General features: G+C 71.6%; 15 protein-coding genes. 10 read left to right on the forward strand and 5 right to left on the reverse strand.

Annotated elements, in window-relative coordinates; all coding sequences use genetic code 11:
- Window positions 1–54 precede the first annotated feature (54 nt).
- From FRAEUI1C_RS14335 to FRAEUI1C_RS14350, 4 genes are read left to right on the forward strand one after another with little or no spacing between them, the layout of a single operon-like run.
- Window positions 55–2,433: a CaiB/BaiF CoA-transferase family protein gene (locus FRAEUI1C_RS14335; RefSeq protein ID WP_013424027.1), complete on the forward strand. Its 2,379-nt coding sequence runs from the start codon at window positions 55–57 to the stop codon at window positions 2,431–2,433.
- Window positions 2,426–2,971 carry a nuclear transport factor 2 family protein gene (locus FRAEUI1C_RS14340; RefSeq protein ID WP_013424028.1) on the forward strand — a complete coding sequence of 182 codons (546 nt, stop codon included), beginning with the start codon at window positions 2,426–2,428 and terminating at the stop codon, window positions 2,969–2,971. The genes FRAEUI1C_RS14335 and FRAEUI1C_RS14340 overlap by 8 nt, the downstream gene beginning before the upstream one ends.
- Window positions 2,968–3,873 carry a TIGR03619 family F420-dependent LLM class oxidoreductase gene (locus FRAEUI1C_RS36275; RefSeq protein WP_013424029.1) on the forward strand — a complete coding sequence of 302 codons (906 nt, stop codon included), beginning with the start codon at window positions 2,968–2,970 and terminating at the stop codon, window positions 3,871–3,873. Before FRAEUI1C_RS14340 ends, FRAEUI1C_RS36275 begins: the two co-directional genes overlap by 4 nt.
- Window positions 3,874–3,907: 34 nt before the next feature.
- Complete coding sequence (locus FRAEUI1C_RS14350; RefSeq protein ID WP_041260799.1) at window positions 3,908–5,539, forward strand: flavin-containing monooxygenase; 1,632 nt, start codon at window positions 3,908–3,910, stop codon at window positions 5,537–5,539.
- Here the strand turns inward: FRAEUI1C_RS14350 and FRAEUI1C_RS14355 are convergent.
- From FRAEUI1C_RS14355 to FRAEUI1C_RS14375, 5 genes are all read right to left on the reverse strand, one after another.
- Entirely contained in the window at window positions 5,515–6,348 is an 834-nt protein-coding gene (locus FRAEUI1C_RS14355; protein WP_157734934.1) for an enoyl-CoA hydratase/isomerase family protein, read from the reverse strand. The genes FRAEUI1C_RS14350 and FRAEUI1C_RS14355 overlap by 25 nt on opposite strands.
- Window positions 6,345–7,421: an acyl-CoA dehydrogenase family protein gene (locus FRAEUI1C_RS36280; RefSeq protein ID WP_013424032.1), complete on the reverse strand. Its 1,077-nt coding sequence runs from the start codon at window positions 7,419–7,421 to the stop codon at window positions 6,345–6,347. The genes FRAEUI1C_RS14355 and FRAEUI1C_RS36280 overlap by 4 nt, the downstream gene beginning before the upstream one ends.
- Window positions 7,418–8,566: an acyl-CoA dehydrogenase family protein gene (locus FRAEUI1C_RS14365; protein WP_013424033.1), complete on the reverse strand. Its 1,149-nt coding sequence runs from the start codon at window positions 8,564–8,566 to the stop codon at window positions 7,418–7,420. Before FRAEUI1C_RS14365 ends, FRAEUI1C_RS36280 begins: the two co-directional genes overlap by 4 nt.
- Complete coding sequence (locus FRAEUI1C_RS14370) at window positions 8,566–9,756, reverse strand: acyl-CoA dehydrogenase family protein (protein ID WP_013424034.1); 1,191 nt, start codon at window positions 9,754–9,756, stop codon at window positions 8,566–8,568. The genes FRAEUI1C_RS14365 and FRAEUI1C_RS14370 overlap by 1 nt, the downstream gene beginning before the upstream one ends.
- A gap of 279 nt (window positions 9,757–10,035) precedes the next feature.
- On the reverse strand, window positions 10,036–10,737 hold the full coding sequence (locus FRAEUI1C_RS14375) for a GntR family transcriptional regulator (protein WP_013424035.1): 702 nt from the start codon (window positions 10,735–10,737) through the stop codon (window positions 10,036–10,038).
- Window positions 10,738–10,963: 226 nt separating this feature from the next.
- On the opposite strand from FRAEUI1C_RS14375, the gene FRAEUI1C_RS36285 reads away from it, so the two are divergent.
- From FRAEUI1C_RS36285 to FRAEUI1C_RS14410, 6 genes are all read left to right on the forward strand, one after another.
- Window positions 10,964–11,599 carry a cupin domain-containing protein gene (locus FRAEUI1C_RS36285; RefSeq protein WP_157734935.1) on the forward strand — a complete coding sequence of 212 codons (636 nt, stop codon included), beginning with the start codon at window positions 10,964–10,966 and terminating at the stop codon, window positions 11,597–11,599.
- A complete protein-coding gene (locus FRAEUI1C_RS14385; RefSeq protein WP_013424037.1) occupies window positions 11,589–12,752 on the forward strand; it encodes an amidohydrolase family protein in 1,164 nt (387 codons plus the stop codon). Before FRAEUI1C_RS36285 ends, FRAEUI1C_RS14385 begins: the two co-directional genes overlap by 11 nt.
- A 283-nt stretch (window positions 12,753–13,035) precedes the next feature.
- Entirely contained in the window at window positions 13,036–14,187 is a 1,152-nt protein-coding gene (locus FRAEUI1C_RS14395) for a sugar ABC transporter substrate-binding protein (protein ID WP_013424038.1), read from the forward strand.
- 128 nt (window positions 14,188–14,315) lie between these two features.
- Window positions 14,316–15,884: a sugar ABC transporter ATP-binding protein gene (locus tag FRAEUI1C_RS14400; RefSeq protein ID WP_013424039.1), complete on the forward strand. Its 1,569-nt coding sequence runs from the start codon at window positions 14,316–14,318 to the stop codon at window positions 15,882–15,884.
- A gap of 1 nt (window position 15,885) precedes the next feature.
- A complete protein-coding gene (locus FRAEUI1C_RS14405) occupies window positions 15,886–17,016 on the forward strand; it encodes an ABC transporter permease (protein WP_013424040.1) in 1,131 nt (376 codons plus the stop codon).
- The gene (locus FRAEUI1C_RS14410) at window positions 16,901–17,788 is read left to right on the forward strand and encodes a citryl-CoA lyase (protein ID WP_438270020.1); all 888 of its coding nucleotides are present in this window, start codon (window positions 16,901–16,903) and stop codon (window positions 17,786–17,788) included. The genes FRAEUI1C_RS14405 and FRAEUI1C_RS14410 overlap by 116 nt, the downstream gene beginning before the upstream one ends.

Genomic DNA, 17,788 nt, shown 5'->3' on the forward strand with positions numbered 1-17,788 from the left:
TCGAGGCCAGCCCGCCCGCCTCACCCACCCGCGCCGAGCGATCCGAGGTCATCCATGCTGCGCAGTGACGCGGACCTGCTCGGCGACTTACGCGTCGTCGAGCTCGACGGCGGCATCCCGACGGCCTACGCCGGGCGCCTGCTGCGCGACGCCGGCGCTCAGGTGACCCGGCGCACCGCCGGGGGAGACAGCTCGCTGCGCGACCGTGGACGGGCGGCCGACGCGCGGTGGCCGGTGACTCCCGGCGCGCTGTTCGACGCGCTGAACGCCGAGAAGACCGCCGAGCCGGCGCCCGCCACGTGGGACGGGCCCGAGCTCGCCGAGATCGCGCGGCGGGCCGACATCGTCCTGGCCGGCCGCGACGTCCTCGACGCAGGCGACGTGTCCGCGCTGCGGACGGCGAACCCGCGGCTCGTCGTCGCGGTGTGCGGCGTCAGCGCGGCCGCCCCACCCGGCCAGCGCTGGCTGCATCTGCACGCCACCGCGCGCAGCGGAGTGTCGGCGCTGATCGGTCAGCCCGACCGCGAGCCGCTCCCGCCGCCGTTCGAGCTCGCGCTGTACCCGGTCGCCGCGAACCTGGCCTCGGCCGCGCTCGCCGCGCACGTCGGCTCGCTGCGGTCCGGCCAGGGCCAGCTGGTCGAGGTCGACGCCGAGGCCACGATGTTCTCGTTCATGTGGACCGCCGCCCGCATCCGCACGGTGTCCGCCGGCACGTTCACCCGCAACGGTCGCCGCTTCCCGGGTTCGGGCGGCGCGTACCCCTTCGGGCTCTTCCCGTGCGCGGACGGCTACGTCGCCTGCATCGGGCGCTCGGCGAAGGACTGGCGCGCGTTCGTCGGGATCCTGGGTGACCCCGAGTGGAGCAGGGACCCGCGGTTCGCGGACCCGGTCGAGATCGCCCGTTCGAGCGCGGACGAGGCGGACGCGCTCGTCATCCCGGAGCTGCGCAGGCACACCCGCGCGGAGCTGTTCGCCCGGGCGCAGCAGGTGGGCTTCCCGCTCGCGCCGGTCAACTCCGCCCTCGAGGTGCTCGACGTCGAGCAGTTCAACCGGCGCGAGTCCTTCGGGCCCGAGCTGGAGGTCGCCGGGCAGAAGGTCCGCCTGCTGCGGCGCTCGTCCCACTTCGAACGGCCGGCCGAGGCTCCCCGGGTGGCCGCCCGCCCCGCCGCCGCCCGCCCCGGCACCGCCGCGCCCGCCGCGGCGGGCGAACGGTCACGTTCGCTCCTGGCCGGGCTGCGGGTGCTCGACCTGAGCTGGGTGTGGTCGGGGCCGATGGCGGGCGCCGCGCTGGCCGACCTCGGAGCCGACGTCCTCAAGCTGGAGAACCCCGGCCGGCTCGACAACGCCCGCCTGCGCGGCCGCCCGATCAGGGACGGCAGGCCGGTCGAGGGACCGATCGTCGAGCTGTCCACGTACTTCCACCAGAACAACCGCGGCAAGCGCAGCGTCTTCCTCGACTTCAAGGACCCGGCCGGCGCGGAGATCTTCCGGCGCCTCGTGCGCGTCAGCGACGTGGTCCTGGAGAACCTGACGCCCGGCGTCTTCGACCGGGCCGGCCTCGGCTACTCCGACGTCGTCGCGGAGAACCCCAGGATCATCTGGGTCGCCGCCTCGGCCGTCGGGCGCACCGGCCCGCTGGTCGGGCTGCGGGCGTACGCGCCGATCATGACGTCGTACGGCGGCCTGGAGAGCCTCGCCGGCTACGACGACGACCCGGTCGTCGGGATGCTCGGCTGCGGCATGGGTGACGCGAACGCCGGGTCCCACGTCCTGTTCGCGCTCACCGCCGCCCTCGCCGCCCGCGAGCGGGACGGCCGCGGGCGTTTCGTCGATCTGTCCCAGATCGAGACGAGCGCCGCGATCATGGTCGAGCCGCTCGTCGAGGCGCAGCTGCGCGGTCAGGCGCTGGGCGGCACCGGTGACGCGCATCCGGACGTCGCGCCGCACGGCCACTTCGCGTGCGCCGGGGACGACGTCTGGGTCGCGATCGCCGCGGTCGACGACGAGATGTGGCGCCGGCTCGCGCGGGTGGTCGGCGGGGACGAGCTCGCTCACGACGGCCGGTTCGCGACGGCGGCCGCCCGCGCCGACGCGGCCGCCGTCCTGACCCCGGTGATCGCGCGCTGGACCGCCGCCCGCCCGCGGGACGCGGTGCTGCGGGACCTTCAGGCCCATCAGGTCTCCGTCGCGCCGGTCCTCGACGTCATGGAGGCACGCGGGTTCTTCACCGACTACCTCCAGGAGATCGAGCATCCCGTGACCGGCCCGGACGAGCTGGTCCGCGTGCCGTGGCAGCTGTCCGACACCCCGGCCCGGATCGCCGGCTCCGCGCCCCTGGTCGGCGAGCACACCGACGAGGTCCTGCGCGACGTGCTCGGTCTGGACAGCGCGCAGCGCACCGCTTACCTCGACAGGTTCCGGCCCCATGACTGAGGGCGGCGGGCCGGAGCTGGACCCCGGCCGGTTGCGCGCACTGCTCGACAGGCAGGAGATCCAGGACGTGCTCACCCGGTACTGCCGGGCCGCCGACCGCTGCGACGCCGAGCTGATGCGGTCCTGCTACCACGACGACGCGGTCGACAACCACGGCATGTTCGACGGCGCGGCGTCGGCGTTCGTCCCGTACGCGCAGGAGTCCCTGCGCACGATGATCTGCACGCAGCACTTCCTGACCAACGTCGCCATCGAGGTGCGCGGTGACGCGGCGGTGAGCGACGCGTACTGTCTCGCGTTCCATCGGATGCCTTCTCGCGGGGGCGGGCTTGCCGACCACTGGGTCGGGCTGCGCTTCGTCGACCGGATGGAGCGCCGCGACGGCCGGTGGAAGATCGCCAGGCGCACGATCGCCTACGAGTGGAGCCGCGTCGACCCGGTCGCCCGCGAGTGGTCCCTGGCCGGCTACGTCCGTGGCGCCCGGTCTGGCGACGACATCAGCTACGAGCTGCTGCGCGAGCTGGGGGCCGGCCGATGAGGTTCGGCCTCTTCCTCACCCCGCTGCGGATGGAGCAGATGCGGGAGGTGACCGTCGAGGCGGAGCGGGCCGGCTTCGACTCGGTGTGGCTCGGCGAGCACCTGGTCGCCCCGGTCGACATCGCGAGCGACTACCCGTACCAGCAGCCCTGGGCCACCCGCGAGACGCATTTCCACGCCGGCATCCCGCTGTTCGACCCGTACGCGGTCTTCGGCCATCTCGCCGCGCTCACCAAGACCATCCGGTTCGGCATCGGGGTCTCGGTCGTGCCGCTGCACGACCCGTTCCGGCTCGCCCGCTCGATCGTGACGCTCGACCACATCGCGCCGGCCCGCTTCATGCTCGGTGTCGGCACCGGCTGGATCCGCGAGGAGTTCGCGATCGTCGGGCGGGAGTTCCAGGCCAGAGGCGCCCGCCTGGACGAGATGCTCGACGTGATGGAACGACTGTGGCGCGACGACGTCGCCTCCTACGAGGGGGCGGTCTTCCGGCTGCCGCCGGCGCGCTTCGAGCCCAAGCCGGTGTCGGTCCCGCAGCTCGTGTTCGGCGGTCACTCCACGGTCGCGCTGCGCCGCGCCGCCGCCCGCGGCACCGGTTGGCTCGGGGTCGACCTCGCACCGGAGGCACTCGGCCCGGTCGTCGAGCGGCTGCGCACGCTGCGCCGCGAGCAGGGCATCCCGTCCGACCTCGAGATCTCGGTGCTCGTCGGCCTGGCCGAGCCGAACAGCGGACCCGACGGCACCGGCGTCCTCGACCGTCTGACCGGTGAGCTCGTCGAGCGGTACGCCGAGGCGGGCGCCGACCGCCTCGTCATCCGCCCGTGGACCAGGGGCAGCTTCGCGGTGCGGAACCTCCTGCGGGCAGCCGAGGTGCTGGCCCTGCGACCAGCAGATCAGATATGATATTTAATATGACGAACGAGATGGAATGTCGCTGATGACCACTCCTCCGTCGCCCACCGCGACCGACTTCGAGGCGATCGTCATCGGGGCCGGAGTCGCGGGGATCTACCAGCTGCACGCGGCGCGCTCGCTCGGGCTGCGCTGCCTGCTCGTCGACGCCGGCCCGGATCTGGGCGGAACCTGGTACAACAACCGCTACCCCGGCTGCCGCTTCGACTCCGAGAGCTACAGCTACGGCTATTCGTTCTCCGCGGACCTGCTGCGCGAGTGGCACTGGGTCGAGCGGTTCTCGCCGCAGCCGGAGAACCTGCGCTACCTCAACTTCGTCGCCGACCGGCTGGAGCTGCGGCCGTATATGCGCTTTGGCTTCCGGGTCGAGCGCGCGTCGTGGGACGAGGCGGCGCTGCGCTGGCGCATCCGCTCCGAGGACGGCCAGGAGCTCACCGCGCGGTTCCTGCTCCCGGCGCTCGGGCAGTTGTCGATCCCGACCTCCCCGCGCTTCGAGGGCGCCGGGTCCTTCCAGGGCCGAGCGTTCCACACGTTCGACTGGCCGCACGACGGCATCGACCTGCGCGGCAGGCGGGTCGGCGTGGTCGGCACGGGTGCCACCGGCATCCAGGTCATCAGCTCGGTCGCCGGCGAGGTCTCCGAGCTCTACGTGTTCCAGCGGCGCCCGAACTGGTCGGCACCGTTGAACAACTCGCCGATCTCCGCGCGGGAGATGGCCGACATCCGCCGCCGCTACGCGGAGATCTTCGAGGCGTGCGCCGCCACCCCCGGAGGCTTCATCCACGGCCCCGACCAGCGCGCGTTCGACGAGGTGCCGCGTGAGGAGCGCCTCGCGCTGTGGGAGAAGCTCTACGACGAGCCGGGCTTCGGTATCTGGCTCGCCAACTTCAAGGACATCTTCGTCGAGGGCCAGGCGAACCGCGAGATCTCCGACTTCATCGCCGAGAAGATCCGCGAACGGGTGGCGGACCCGGCCGTCGCGGCGAAGCTCATCCCGACCGACCACGGCTTCGGATCACGCCGGCTGCCGCTGGAGACGAGGTACTTCGAGGTCTACAACCAGCCGAACGTGACGCTCGTCGACCTCCAGGAGACGCCCGTCGAGCGGCTCACCGCGAAGGGCATCCGGACCACCGCGCGCGAGTACGAGCTCGACGTGATCGTCTACGCGACCGGCTTCGACGCGATCACCGGCGCCTACGACCGCATCGACATCCGCGGCGTCGACGGCCAGCTGCTGCGCGACAAGTGGGACGACGGGCCGGTGACCCACCACGGCCTCGCCTCCCGCGGGTTCCCGAACCTGCTCATGGTCGCGGGCCCGCAGAGCGCCTCGGCGTCGACGAACTACCCCCGCGGCATCGAGACGAGCGTCGAGTGGATCACTGGCCTGCTCCGGCACCTGCGGGAGCACGGCTACCACCGGGTCGAGGCGACCGCCCAGGCCGAGCAGGACTGGGTCGAGGAGGCCGTGCGGGCCTACGACAAGACCCTGATCCCGGCGGGCAAGGGGTGGGTCACCGGCGCCAACTCGAACATCCCCGGCCGGGAACAGCCGCGCGGCCGGCCGCTCATCTACACGGCCGGCGCGCCGCGGTACCGCAAGACCATCACCCGGCTCGCCGAGGCGGGCTACGAGGGGTTCGAGCTCTCCTGACCGGCGCCGCGCCGCCCGGCGTTGAAGACCGGCGGGCGGCGCTCCAGGAACGCCCGCACGCCCTCCGCCGAGTCGGGGCTGTGGCCGGCCAGCGCCGCCGCTGCCGCCTCGGCCACGAGCGCGTCGTCCAGCCAGGCCTCGCGGCCCCGCACCAGCTGCTTGGTGAGCCGGACCGCGTCCGCGGGAAGCGTGGCGATCCTGGTGGCCTGCGCGACGCCGCTCTCCCGGGCGTGACCCGGATCGACGACGCGGCTGGCGAGGCCCAGCGCGAGCGCGTCGTCCGCGGGCAGGCGCTCGCCGTCGAGAAGGAGGTCCATCGTGCGGACCCGGCCCACCCGGGCCGCGACGAGGGCGGCGAAGCCGCCGTCCGGCACCGCCGCGCGACGCAGGAACGGTGCCTGGAAGAACGCGTCGCGGGCCACCGTGACGAGGTCGCAGGCAAGGACGACAGCCCAGCCGGCGCCGATCGCGTACCCCTCGACCGCCGCGAGAGTCGGCTGCGGCAGGCGGTGCAGCGTGCGCAGGGTCTCCTGCGCGATGAGCAGCCGGTGGGCCGGGGCGAAGACCCCGGCCCCCACCCGGCCCATCGTCTTGATGTCGCCGCCGGCCGAGAAGCTGGTGCCGGCGCCGGTGACCACGACGGCGCGTACGCCCGGATCGGAGGCCAGCTCGTGCAGCCGGTCGCGCAGCTCGACCCAGGTCTGCTCGGTGAACGCGTTGCGCGCACCGGGCCGGTTGATCTCGAGGACGGCGACGCCGTCGGCCGGTGACGTCCGCACGATGTGCTCGCCCATCGCGGCCCCGCTCACCTGGCGCTCGCCGCCTGCGCGACGCCGTGGCGCACCAGACGGCGCGCGGCGGCCTCGACGTTGCCGTGCAGGCTGCCGGCGAGCAGGGTCCGCCGGTAGTGCTGGTGCAGGCCCTGCTCCCAGGTGAAGCCCATACCGCCGAAGCACTGGATCGCCTCGGCCGCCGCGCGGCGCGCCGCGTCCCCGGCACACACGCGGCTCGCGTCGACGTCCTCCCACGGCGGGGCGGTCGGGGAGGCGGCGAAGCGGGTGCTCGCGAGCCACGCCATCGACCGTGCGACCTCGGTCACCCGCACCATCTCCGCGATCCGGTGCTTGACCGCCTGGAACGATCCGATCGCCTGCCCGAACTGCCGGCGGTCGGTGACGTACGCGACGGTCCGGCGAACCAGCTCGGCGGCCGAGCCGATGGCCTGCGCGTCGAGGACGAGCGAGTAGCAGGCGCGCGCGAGGTCGAGCTCCGCGTCGGTGACCGTGAGCGGCACCGCCGCGGCGCCGCTGAGGATGAGCGAGCCGGTGCTCGTCGTGGGGTCGATGCTGTGGGCGTGCACGGTGTCCGTGCCGGCACTCGCGAGTCTGACGCAGGCCAGTACCGGCGCCCCGTCGGGCCGGGCCGCCCGTACGAGGACCTCGTCGGCGTCGCGAAGCCACGGCACGAGATCGCACCGGCCGGTGAGCAGGAACCGCCCGTCGGCGGGGGTAGCCACGATCTCGCCGGGCGGCGCCTCGACGGCACTGACCTCGGTGGCGGCGGTGAAGATCCGGCCGTCGCCGAGCGCCGCCCGCGGCGCGGCACTGCCGGACGCCGCCAGCAGGGGTGCGGCGAGCCCGATCGAGAGGGCGACCGGGCCGGGAACCACCTGGTGGCCCAGGACCTCGAGCAGGGGCAGGAACCCCGGGATGGCCTGCGGGACGGACAGGTCGGTGTCGACAAGGAGCTCCAGCCAGCCGGCGCGCGCCAGCTCGCTCCAGCGGGCCGGGTCGAGCGCGGCCCCGTCGTCGCACGCGAGGGCGGCCCGCAGCGCGTCGGCGGCGACGCGGTCGGTCGCGGTGGGCAGCAGGGAGTCGGTCATCGGCGTGAGCCCGGCAGTCCGGCGGAGCGCGCGATCAGGTTGCGCTGGATCTCCGAGGTGCCCGCGTAGATCGTCTCGGCCCGTGAGTGCAGGAGCGCCAGCGCCCACCGCAGGTCCCGCTCGTCGGTGAAGTGCTCGGGGCCGCGCGCGTCGGCGACCAGCTCCAGCAGGCGCTGGTGCGTCTCGCTCCACTGCAGCTTGGCGACGGAGGACAGCGCACCGGGGGACTGCTTGGCGGCGAGCATCGCGAGGTTGCGGCGCACGACCGCCTCGGTGGCCCGGACAGCCGCGTGCGTGCGGCCCAGGTCGCGTTCGACCCGCGCGGCGCCCTCGGGGCCGAGGAGGTCGTACGCCGCGGTGAGCTCGCCCGACATACGCAGCGCCCGCTGACCGAGCAGCGAGGCACGCTCCTGCTCGAGCGCGAACGTCGCCAGGCCCCAGCCCTGGCCGGGCTCGCCGACGAGCTCGTCGGCGCGTGCCGTCGCGTCGTCCAAGAAGACCTCACAGAACTCGCGGGTGTCGACGATGGTGCGCAGCGGCCGGACCTCGACCCCCGGCTGGTGCATGTCGACGAGGAACAGGCTGATGCCGCGGTGCGCGTCGGCCTCGGGGTCGGTCCGGGCCAGGACGTAGCAGCGGTCGGCGTGCACGGCGTTCGTCGTCCACACCTTCTGCCCGGTGATGCGCCAGCCGTCGTCGGCGCGTACGGCGCGGGTGCGCAGGTGGGCCAGGTCCGACCCGGCGTCGGGCTCGGAGAAGCCCTGGCACCACAGGACGTCGTGGGCCAGCATCGAGGGGAGGTGGCGGGCGCACTGCTCCGGCGTGGCGAACGCCTCCAGGACCGGCGCGAGGATGCCGATCGCGTTCGAGTTCGCCGGCTCGGGAGCCCCCGCGAGGGCGAGCTCCTCCAGGTAGACGAGCAGGGCGGAACCGGACAGGGCGAGCCCGCCGTTGGCCTCGCCCAGGGTCGGGGCCACCCAGCCACCAGCGTGCAGGCGTCGCCCCCACTCGCGCCGGATCTCGGCGACCGCGTCGTCGTCGCGCGCGCCGTGCCCGGTGCCGCGCCACTCGGGCGGCAGGTTCTCCTCGACGAAGCGCCGAACGCGCTCGCGCAGGTCCGTCTCGTTCCCTGTCTCGGTGGCCATCAGTGGCTGCTCCGCCACGACGGCCCGTGCGGAGCCTCCCCGTCGGCGATGCGCGCGCCGACGTAGTTCTTCAGTACCTCGACGGTCCCGCCGCCGAAGGAGAGGCCGCGCACGTCGCGGTAGGCGCGTTCGACGGGGAACTCGCGCGAGTACCCGTAGCCGCCGTGCAGCTGCATGGCCTCGTCGCAGACCATGCGAGCGACCATGTTGGCCTTGCCCTTTGCCATCGCGGTCTCCAGCGCGGGCGGGGACTCGTGCGGGCCGGCGAGGTGGGCGGCCCGGTAGACCAGCAGCCGCGCCGCTTCGAGCTCGGTCGCCATCTCGGCCACCTTCCACTGAAGACCCTGCAGGTCGGCCAGGCGCCGCGAGCCAGCAGGGCGCTCGCGCAGGTAGCGGGTCGCGTGCTCGAGGGCTCCCTGCGCGGCTCCCAGGCACATCGCGGCGTTGCCGAGGCGTTCGTGGTTGAGGTGCCCGAGCAGTGTCCGGAAGCTCCCGGGCGAGCCGTCGAGCAGCACCTCGTCGGGCTCGATGCGCACGTTGTCGAAGGTCAGCTCGGCCTCGGTGCTGCCGTGCAGGCCCATGTTCCGGTGCGTGCCCGCGACGCCGACGCCCTCGGAGGTCATGTCGACGACGACCGCGCCGATCTCGCCGTTCGGGAAGCGCGCCCAGCACAGGCACGCGTCCGCCCTGTGTCCCTGGGTCGAGTAGTTCTTGTACGCGTTCAGCCGGTAGCCGTCACCGTCCGGCTCGACCTTCGCGCGCATCCTCTGTACCGCGCTCCCGGCCTCCGCCTCGGTGATCCCGAGGCAGAACACAGCCTCCCCGGAGGCGGCGCGCGGTAGCCAGCGCTCCCGCATCGCCGGGGTGCCGAGGTGCCCGAGGACGCGGGGTGGGCCGTTCAGCGTGAGCTGCGCCGTCACCGCGCTGTTGACGCACGCACGAGCTAGTTCCTCGAGCACGATGGTGACCTCGACCTGGCCGAGGCCCGCGCCGCCGTGCTCCTCGGGGACGGCGATCCCGTAGAGCCCGGCCTGTGCGATCGCGGCCTGGGACTTCGCCGGCCACTCGCCGGTCTCGTCCCAGTGCGCCGCCAGGGGCGCGAGCTCGCGCTCGGCCACCTGTCGAGCGAGCGCCCGCAGCGCGGCCTGGTCGTCGTCCTCGTGGAGGAGATCCCGCCCCGTCAGCAGCATCCTGTCTCCGATCTGCGATATTAGATACAAGCTATTAGATATCAGATCGAAGAGGCGCGCGCGAGGTGTGCGGAGGGGAGGGGTCCTTCGCGAGTGTGGCCGGCGCAGGGCAGCGCTCCGGCCGGGAGGGTTCGGACCGGCCGTGTCATGGCCGCGGCGTTGGACGGCGCCAACCGGGCACGGTCCCAGGAGCGCGGCCGGGGCGGCCCGGCCGTGGGGAGCCGCTCCGGCCGCTTTCGGTGGATCAGGCCCTGTCGGCCGGGATCCGCGAGAACTTCCCTAGCGCTGCTCGGACTCCTCGTCCCAGTAGCCGTGCTCGTCGAGGTACTTGATGACCAGCGTGCCGGTTGTCTCGGCGTGGCTGGTCCAGAGCTCGCGCGCCAGGGAGGGGCGCTTGTTCCTGATGGCCTCGATGAGGGGCGGATGCTCGGCCTTCGAGGCGGCGCCGGCGCCGTCCAGCAGCCAGTAGATGTGCTTCGGGATCTGCACGACGACGCTGCGCAGCGTCGCCAGGATCTTCGGCGAGTCCGCCGCATGGTTGACGGCGCGGTGGAACTGCCAGTTGTAGTACTCGACGGAGTCCATGTCGTTGGCGTCGAGCGCCGCCTCGAACCGCTGCTGGATCGACTCCAACTGCTCGACGAGCGCCGGCGTGGCCAGCGTGGTCGCGCGTTCGGCGAGCTTGCCGGCGAGCAGGCCGTGCGTCCAGTAGATGTCCTCGACGTCGCGACGGCTCATCCGCGCGACCCGGAACGTGTAGTTCGCCTTGGCTCCGATCATGCCCTCGTGCGCGAGCGCGAGCAGCGCCTCCCGCACCGGCATGGTGCTGACGCCGAACTGCTGGGCGACCGCGCTCTGGGTCACCGGGTCGCCCTGGCGGCGGCGGCCGAAAAGGATGTCCTCGCGCAGGGCGTCGGCGATCTCCTCGCTCAGCGACCGTGCGCGGATCCGCCTCTGTGGCAGGGGCTCTCGTGACGTCATGGCGGCGTTCACTATACCGCTGCCCCGTCGTGCGCCCGGCCCGGCAATCGACGACGTGCGCACCGTCTGCCGGCGCGGCGTCCGGGCATTGGACGCGGCGCGGTCCGGTTCAGCTCTGTCAGTCACCTCGGCGCTTCCGTCCGCTCGTTCGATCGACTGCGCTTGCTCTTCTCACTAGATGTGATATCACATATCGAACCTCGGTGGCGGAGCTTGGTTCGTCACCGTGCAGAGAGAGGCACTGAGCGCGATGGAGAAGCTCACCGACTCGACGGACGACGACGCCGCCTGGCGGGGCATGACCTTCTATTCCGCCGTGACCGCGAAGGACCTGTGGGCGGCCGGTGCCCTCACCCCGCAGCAGGTCTCGGACGAGACCGCGGCCGCGACGGCGCGCCTGGCTGAGGCCGGCTGGCCGCACACCGGCGCCATGACCAAGGTGCTCGTCAGCCAGACCGCCGAGGAGGGCGGCTTCCAGCTGCACTACGTCTGGTTCAAACCGAACTGGGTCCTGCGGCGCCACCACCATCCCGCGGACTGTCTGTACTACGTGGTGTCCGGCACCGCCCACATGGGCAGGCGGGTGCTGAAGGCGGGTGACTCCTTCTTCGTGCCGAGCGGCGTGCAGTACCAGTACAGCGCCGGTCCCGAGGGCTGCGAGGTGCTGGAGATCCGGCGCGGATCGAAGATCGTCGACACCGTCGTCGCCGAGCACTCGCCCGCCCAGTGGGACCGGATGGTCGAGACCATGAGGGACAACCGCGAGGCGTGGGAGCAGCTGCGGCTCAGCCCGACGTTCGCGAACCGCAACGACGACGTGCCGGTGACGCATGCCGTCTTAGGCCCCGACGATGCTCGCTGACGGAACCTTCGTCGTCGACGCCGACTCGCACTGGTCGGAGCCGGCCGACCTGTTCACGAGCCTCGCTCCGCCGCGGTACCGCGACCGGGTCCCGCGGGTCGAGCGGGTGGACGGCGAGCTGATGTGGGTCTTCGGTGGCGTGCCCGTCGGTCGCTTCAGCGCCGGCGGTGTCGTCGGCCGTGACGGCACGAAGGGCGACTCGCACCAGGCGCTGCGGACGTGGACCATCGACCAGATCCACGTCGGCGCCCACGACCCCCAGGTGCGTCTCGAGGTCCTTGACGAGTGCGGCATCGACGCACAGATCGTGTTCCCGAGCACCATCGGTCTCGGTGGTCAGGGCCTTGGCGCGTCGACCGACGAGAAGATGCGCCAGCTGTCCGTCGAGCTCTACAACGACCGGATGGCCCAGATCCAGGAGGGTTCGGGCAACCGGCTGCTGCCGATGCCGCTGATGCCCGCCTGGAGCGTCGACGCCTCGGTGCGCGAGGTGAGGCGGTGCGCGGCGATGGGGCTGCGCGGGGTCAACATGACGTCCGATCCGGACGACCTCGGCGCCCCTGACCTCGCGAGCCGGCAGTGGGACCCGTTCTGGCAGGCCTGCGTCGAGCACCAGCTGCCCGTGCACTTCCACATCGGAGCGAGCGTCACGGGCATGACGTTCCACGGTCGATACCCGTGGGCGTCGCACACGGACCACACCAAGCTCGCGATCGGCGGGACGCTGCTGTTCATCGGCAATGCCCGCGTCGTCGTCAACGTCATCGCCTCCGGCGTCTTCGACCGCCACCCGGACCTCCGGATGGTGTCTGTCGAGAGCGGCGTCGGCTGGATCCCGTTCATCCTCGAGGCACTCGACTACGAGATGGCCGAGAACGCTCCCGACGATCTCGCCGCGTTGCGCAAGTCGCCGGCCGAGTACTTCCGGAGCAACCTCTACGCGACGTTCTGGTTCGAGAACAACCGCAACAGGCTGCCGGAGCTCGTCGACGCGGTCGGCGAGGACAACATCCTGTTCGAGACCGACTTCCCGCACCCCACGTGCATGTACCCGGCTCCGCTCGCGACGGTGGCCGCCAAGATGGCGGTCCTGCCGGAGCCGGCGCGGCGCAAGATCTACGGCGAGAACGCGCGGAAGCTCTACCGGATCTGACCCCTGTCCCCGCTGACACCAGGTCGCGAGCGCGGCCCGACGTGTGACCGTTGACACATAGATATGATATCTAATATGCTTTTTCCACGGTATCGCGTGTAGCCATTGCTTGACCTGACCACTGCAAGAGGGGCGCTCGCGCCACGCGACACGCCGGGTCCCCGGCTCGACCGGTGGTGCGCATCCGGCGCCACACCGAAGCCGGTAGTCATGGCCCTATTGGAAGGACACGACGATTACCAAGATCACGTCACGCCGGAAGTTCGCGCTCGCATCCCTGGGGGTGGCGGCGCTGCTCGCCCTCGTGAGCGCCTGCGGCTCGAGCTCGGGCGGCGCCACCGCGTCGTCCGGAGGCCCGAGCGCGGCCCCAGCGGCGTCATCCTTAGCTGGGTCGGGAAGCTCGGCGATCGCCGGCGTCCCGACTCTCGACGAGCTGTTCAAGGGGCTCACCAGCCCGCCCCCGACCACCGGCCCGGCGCCCACCAAGGGCAAGAACGTGTGGCTGGTGTCCTGCGGTCAGGCGATCCCGGGCTGCTCGAAGCTCGCCGCCGCCGTGCAGCAGGCCGCTGCGGACCTGGGCTGGAACTTCCACATCGCCGACGGCATGCTCGGCGCGAATGACGGCTTCAACGTCGCGATGCGCACGGCCATCGCCGCCAAGCCGGACGCCATCATCGACGAGTCGATCGACTGCGCGCTCATCGAGCAGTCGCTCAAGGAGGCCAAGGCCGCGGGTATTCCCGTGATCGCCGGGCAGGCGAACGACTGCGCCGATGCCCCGCTGTTCGCCGGGCCGTCCAAGTTCTCGACCTCCGCGCCCGCCGTGAAGGACTTCTTCGGCTCGTGGGGCGAGGCCGGAGCGGCGTACATCATCAACAAGACCGGCGGCAAGGCCAAGATCATCATGTCCTACGTCGGCAACGTCGTGGGCAAGGACATCAACGAGGGCTTCCAGACGACCATCTCGAAGTGCTCGGGCTGCCAGGTCGTGGGCAACTTCACCATCCAGGCGACCGAGACGACCCCGGGCGGGCCGTTCGGCCAGCAGCTCCAGGCGATGCTGACCAAGTACCCGGACGCCAACGTCGTCTATCTGCCCTACGACTCGCAGCTCACCAACGGCGGCGGCGCGCAGATCGTCAAGCAGTCCGGTCGCGACATCCTCCTCGTCGGCGGGCAGGGGACGGCGCCGGCCATCGCCGACCTCGTCCGCAGCGGTCAGCTCTCCGCGATGACCTCGGTCGTGTCGCAGCTCTGGCTCGGCTACGCCACCGCCGACAACGTCAACCGGGTCCTGAGCGGCCAGCCGACAGTCGCCGAGGGCGTCGGCGTCGTGACGGTCGACAAGGACCACGGGCTGCCGGCGGACGGCGTGCCGGCGGCGACCTCGTTCGACGTCAAGGCGACCTACAACAAGCTCTGGGGCGTCGGCTGAGTCGGCGGGACTGACGGCGCGCGCCCAGCGCCCATTCCTACCGGTGCTGGCGGTCGGCTCCAGCTGGAGCCGACCGCCAGCACCGCCTCTTCTTCCGGCGATCGGAGCGTGCCCAGCAGGTGAGAAGCATGGAAATGGCCGACCCGGCCCCGGCCCCGTCGAACGGCGTCGCGGAGTGCCTGCGGGTCAGCGGTCTCAGCAAGGCGTTCCCGGGAGTGCGGGCGCTGCGGGACGTCGATCTGACCGTGGCACGCGGCGAGATCCACGCGCTGGCCGGCGGCAACGGGTCCGGCAAGTCGACGCTCATCAAGATCGTCGCCGGGGTCGAGCACGGTGACGCCGGCACGATTCGCTACCCGTCCAGCGCCGAGGTCGACGCGTCGGGAAGCACGCCCGAGGTGGCGCGCGGCGGCGGCGTCTACGTGGTCCACCAGGACCTCGGCCTGTTTCCTGACCTGACCGTGGCCGAGAACTTCGCGCTCGGCTTCGGCTTTCCCCAGGGCAGGAGCGGACGAGTTCGATGGAAGGCGCTGCGCCGCCGCGCCGCCGCGCTCATCGAGAGGTTCGAGATCCCGACGACGCCGGACACCGTCCTGCGAGACACCTCCCGCGCCGTGCAGGCACAGATCGCGATCGCCCGCGCGCTACAGGTCGAGGACGAAGGAGGCGCGCAGGGCCTGCTCGTCCTCGACGAACCGACGGCCGCCCTGCCCGCGCACGAGGTGGCGCTGCTGTTCGCCTCGTTGCGGCGCTACGTCGCCCACGGCCGGGCCGCGCTGTTCGTCAGCCACCGGCTGGACGAGGTCCTCGATCTCGCCGACCGGGTCACGGTCTTTCGCGACGGACAGGGCATCGGTACCTACAGCACGTCCTCGCTCACGGAAGCGCAGCTGGCCGAGCTGATCGCGGGCCGGCCGATCTCGCGGCTGTCCTCGCGATCGGGTCAGCGCGCGCCAGGGGAGACGCTGCTCGAGCTGACCGAGGTCCAGGCGGATCCGCTCGACGGGATCAACCTCACCGTACGGTCCGGTGAGGTCGTGGGAGTCGCGGGCCTGCTCGGGTCCGGCCGGACCGAGCTGCTGCGGTGCATCTACGGTGACCTGCCCATCCAGTCCGGGACCGTGCGGATGAAGGACAAGGTCGTTCACTTCACGCATCCACGAGACGCGATCAAGGCCGGAATCGGGCTCGTGCCCGAGAGCCGATCGGAGTCGGTGTTCTACGACCTCGCGGTCTACGTCAACCTGGCCATCTGCAAGCTCAGCGAGTACTCGACCCGTCGCTGGCTCTCCGACCGCCTGATGCGGGCCGGCGCGCGCGAACGCATCGCGACGTTCGGTGTCCGCGCCGCGAGCGAGAGCGTCGTCGCCAACGTGTTGTCCGGCGGGAACCAGCAGAAGGTCGTCCTGGGCCGCTGGCTGAGCCAGAGCCCGACTGTGCTGCTGCTCGACGAACCGACGCACGGGGTCGACGTGGGTGCGCGACAGGAGATCTATCAGCTCGTGCGCCAGGCGACCGATGCCGGAATGGGCGTCCTGCTGGTCGCCTCCGATTTCGAGGAGATCGCGCTCAACTGCGACCGCGCGATCGTGCTGAGCGGGGGTCGCGTCGTCGCCGAGGTTGGTGCCGACGAACTGACGGCGCACGCACTGATCGAAGCCGCATACACCGGAACGAAGCGACAGAGGGCAGGCTGAGGTGGCCACGACGGCAAGCCGCAAGGGAAACACCGCGCAACTCGTCCTCGGATCGGCCGAGCGGCTCGGACTCCCGATCCTGTTCGTGGCGCTGATCCTCATCTTTGCCATCCATCCGGACAGCCGCGACGCCTTCCTCTCGAAGGCGAACATCGACAACATCCTCGCTGGCCAGTCGGTCACGGGCATCGTCGCGCTCGGCATGGTCATCCCGCTGACGGCGGGATACTTCGACGTGTCGATCCCGGCGATCGCTGGTGTGGCGAACATGGCCTGCACGGCGGCGATCGTCCGGCACGGTCAGCCGGTCTGGGTGGGAATGCTGGTGGCGCTGCTCATCGGCGTGCTGCTCGGCGTCGTGAACGGTGTGCTCGTCGCCCGTCTGAAGCTGAACGCGCTGATCGTCACTCTCGGCGGCTTCACGGTGCTGCAGGGCCTTCTCAACCAGTACTCCGACGGTGCGACGATCACCGGAGTGCCGGACTCGCTCGGCAACTGGGGCTCGTTGAAGTGGCTGGGCATCCCACGGCCGCTGTGGCTGCTCTTCGTCGTCGGCCTCATCCTCTGGTACTGCCTCATGCACACGCCGTTCGGTCGGCAGTACGAGGCCGTGGGCTCCAGCGAGGGGGCCGCGCGGCTGGTGGGCATCCGGGTCGAGCGGCTGGTGTTCCTCAGCTTCGTCCTGTCAGGCCTGACCGCGGCGGTGGCAGGAATCCTGCTGACCTCGCGGTCGGGCGGTGCCGACCCGACGGCGGGACCGTCCTACCTGTTCCCGGGGCTCGCGGCGGTCTTCCTCGGCGCGACCACGATCCGGCCAGGCACGTACAACGTCTGGGGCACGATCCTCGGCATCTTCTTCGTCGCCGTCGGCATCAACGGTTTCACGCTCATCGGCGCGAAACCGTGGGTCAATCCGGTCTTCGACGGCGCGGCGCTCATCGCGGCCGTCCTTGTCTCGACGGTCATCGGCCGGCGCCGCACGAGCCACGCCATCGTCGTCGAACCCGCCCAGCCAGATGTCAGCCCGATGTCGATCGGCAGGACGAGCGACAGCCCGACCGACCGGCCGGCTGACGAACCCAGCGAGGCGCGCCCAGCCAAACCGGCGCCGACCGCGACCAGGAGCCAGTGAGATGCCGGCACAGTCCATCGCCTATTCGACGACCGACAAGATCGTTGTTCGCGGCAAGGATCTCGTCGACGAGCTGATCGGTCACGTCGATTTCACCAGCATGATCTGCCTTCATCTGCGCGGTGAGATGCCGACACCGGGCCAGCGCGCGGTCGTCGACTCGGTGCTCGTGGCGCTGATGGAGCACGGTCTGACGCCCAGCTCGCTGACGGCGCGGCTGATCTACAGCTCAGCTCCGGAGGCGGTGCAGGGCGCCGTCGCGGCGGGCCTGCTCGGTGCGGGCGGCCACTTCCTCGGCTCGACCGAGAACGCGGGCAGGCTCCTGCGCGAAGGAGCGGTCGCGCTCGACCAGGGGACAGCGGTGGAGGACTTCGCCACCGCCGCGGTGGCCCGCCACCTTGCCGCCCGGCTGCCGTTCCCCGGCTTCGGCCATCACATCCACCGCCCTGACGACCCGCGGGCGCCGCGCCTGCTCACGGTCGCCCGCGAGAACGGCGTCGCGGCCGTGCACGTCGAGGTGCTCGAGGCGATCGGCGTCGCGATGGACAAGGCGAAGGGCCGTCATGTGACGGTCAACGCGACCGGTGCCGTCGCCGCCGTGCTGCTCGACGCGGGCTTCCCGTGGAACTCGCTGCGGGGCTTCTCCCTCATAGCGCGGGCGGCGGGCCTGGTCGGCCACGTGCTCGAAGAGGCCGAACGCCCTGTCGACCGCGCGATCTGGGACGCCGCTGAGGAACGCATCCCCTACGACGGTCCGCGAACCGCGGGATAG

It is taken from the genome of Pseudofrankia inefficax, from assembly GCF_000166135.1.
GTDB lineage: Bacteria > Actinomycetota > Actinomycetes > Frankiales > Frankiaceae > Pseudofrankia > Pseudofrankia inefficax.

Coding starts and splice junctions, on each gene's coding strand:
- FRAEUI1C_RS14365 (WP_013424033.1), bottom strand. CDS start 8,566: ATGGCCACCGAGACAGGGAACGAGACGGACCTGCGCGAGCGCGTTCGG.
- FRAEUI1C_RS14385 (WP_013424037.1), top strand. CDS start 11,589: ATGCTCGCTGACGGAACCTTCGTCGTCGACGCCGACTCGCACTGGTCG.
- FRAEUI1C_RS14335 (WP_013424027.1), top strand. CDS start 55: ATGCTGCGCAGTGACGCGGACCTGCTCGGCGACTTACGCGTCGTCGAG.
- FRAEUI1C_RS36280 (WP_013424032.1), bottom strand. CDS start 7,421: ATGACCGACTCCCTGCTGCCCACCGCGACCGACCGCGTCGCCGCCGAC.
- FRAEUI1C_RS14410 (WP_438270020.1), top strand. CDS start 16,901: ATGTCAGCCCGATGTCGATCGGCAGGACGAGCGACAGCCCGACCGACC.
- FRAEUI1C_RS14400 (WP_013424039.1), top strand. CDS start 14,316: ATGGAAATGGCCGACCCGGCCCCGGCCCCGTCGAACGGCGTCGCGGAG.
- FRAEUI1C_RS14370 (WP_013424034.1), bottom strand. CDS start 9,756: ATGCTGCTGACGGGGCGGGATCTCCTCCACGAGGACGACGACCAGGCC.
- FRAEUI1C_RS14350 (WP_041260799.1), top strand. CDS start 3,908: ATGACCACTCCTCCGTCGCCCACCGCGACCGACTTCGAGGCGATCGTC.
- FRAEUI1C_RS14340 (WP_013424028.1), top strand. CDS start 2,426: ATGACTGAGGGCGGCGGGCCGGAGCTGGACCCCGGCCGGTTGCGCGCA.
- FRAEUI1C_RS36275 (WP_013424029.1), top strand. CDS start 2,968: ATGAGGTTCGGCCTCTTCCTCACCCCGCTGCGGATGGAGCAGATGCGG.
- FRAEUI1C_RS14375 (WP_013424035.1), bottom strand. CDS start 10,737: ATGACGTCACGAGAGCCCCTGCCACAGAGGCGGATCCGCGCACGGTCG.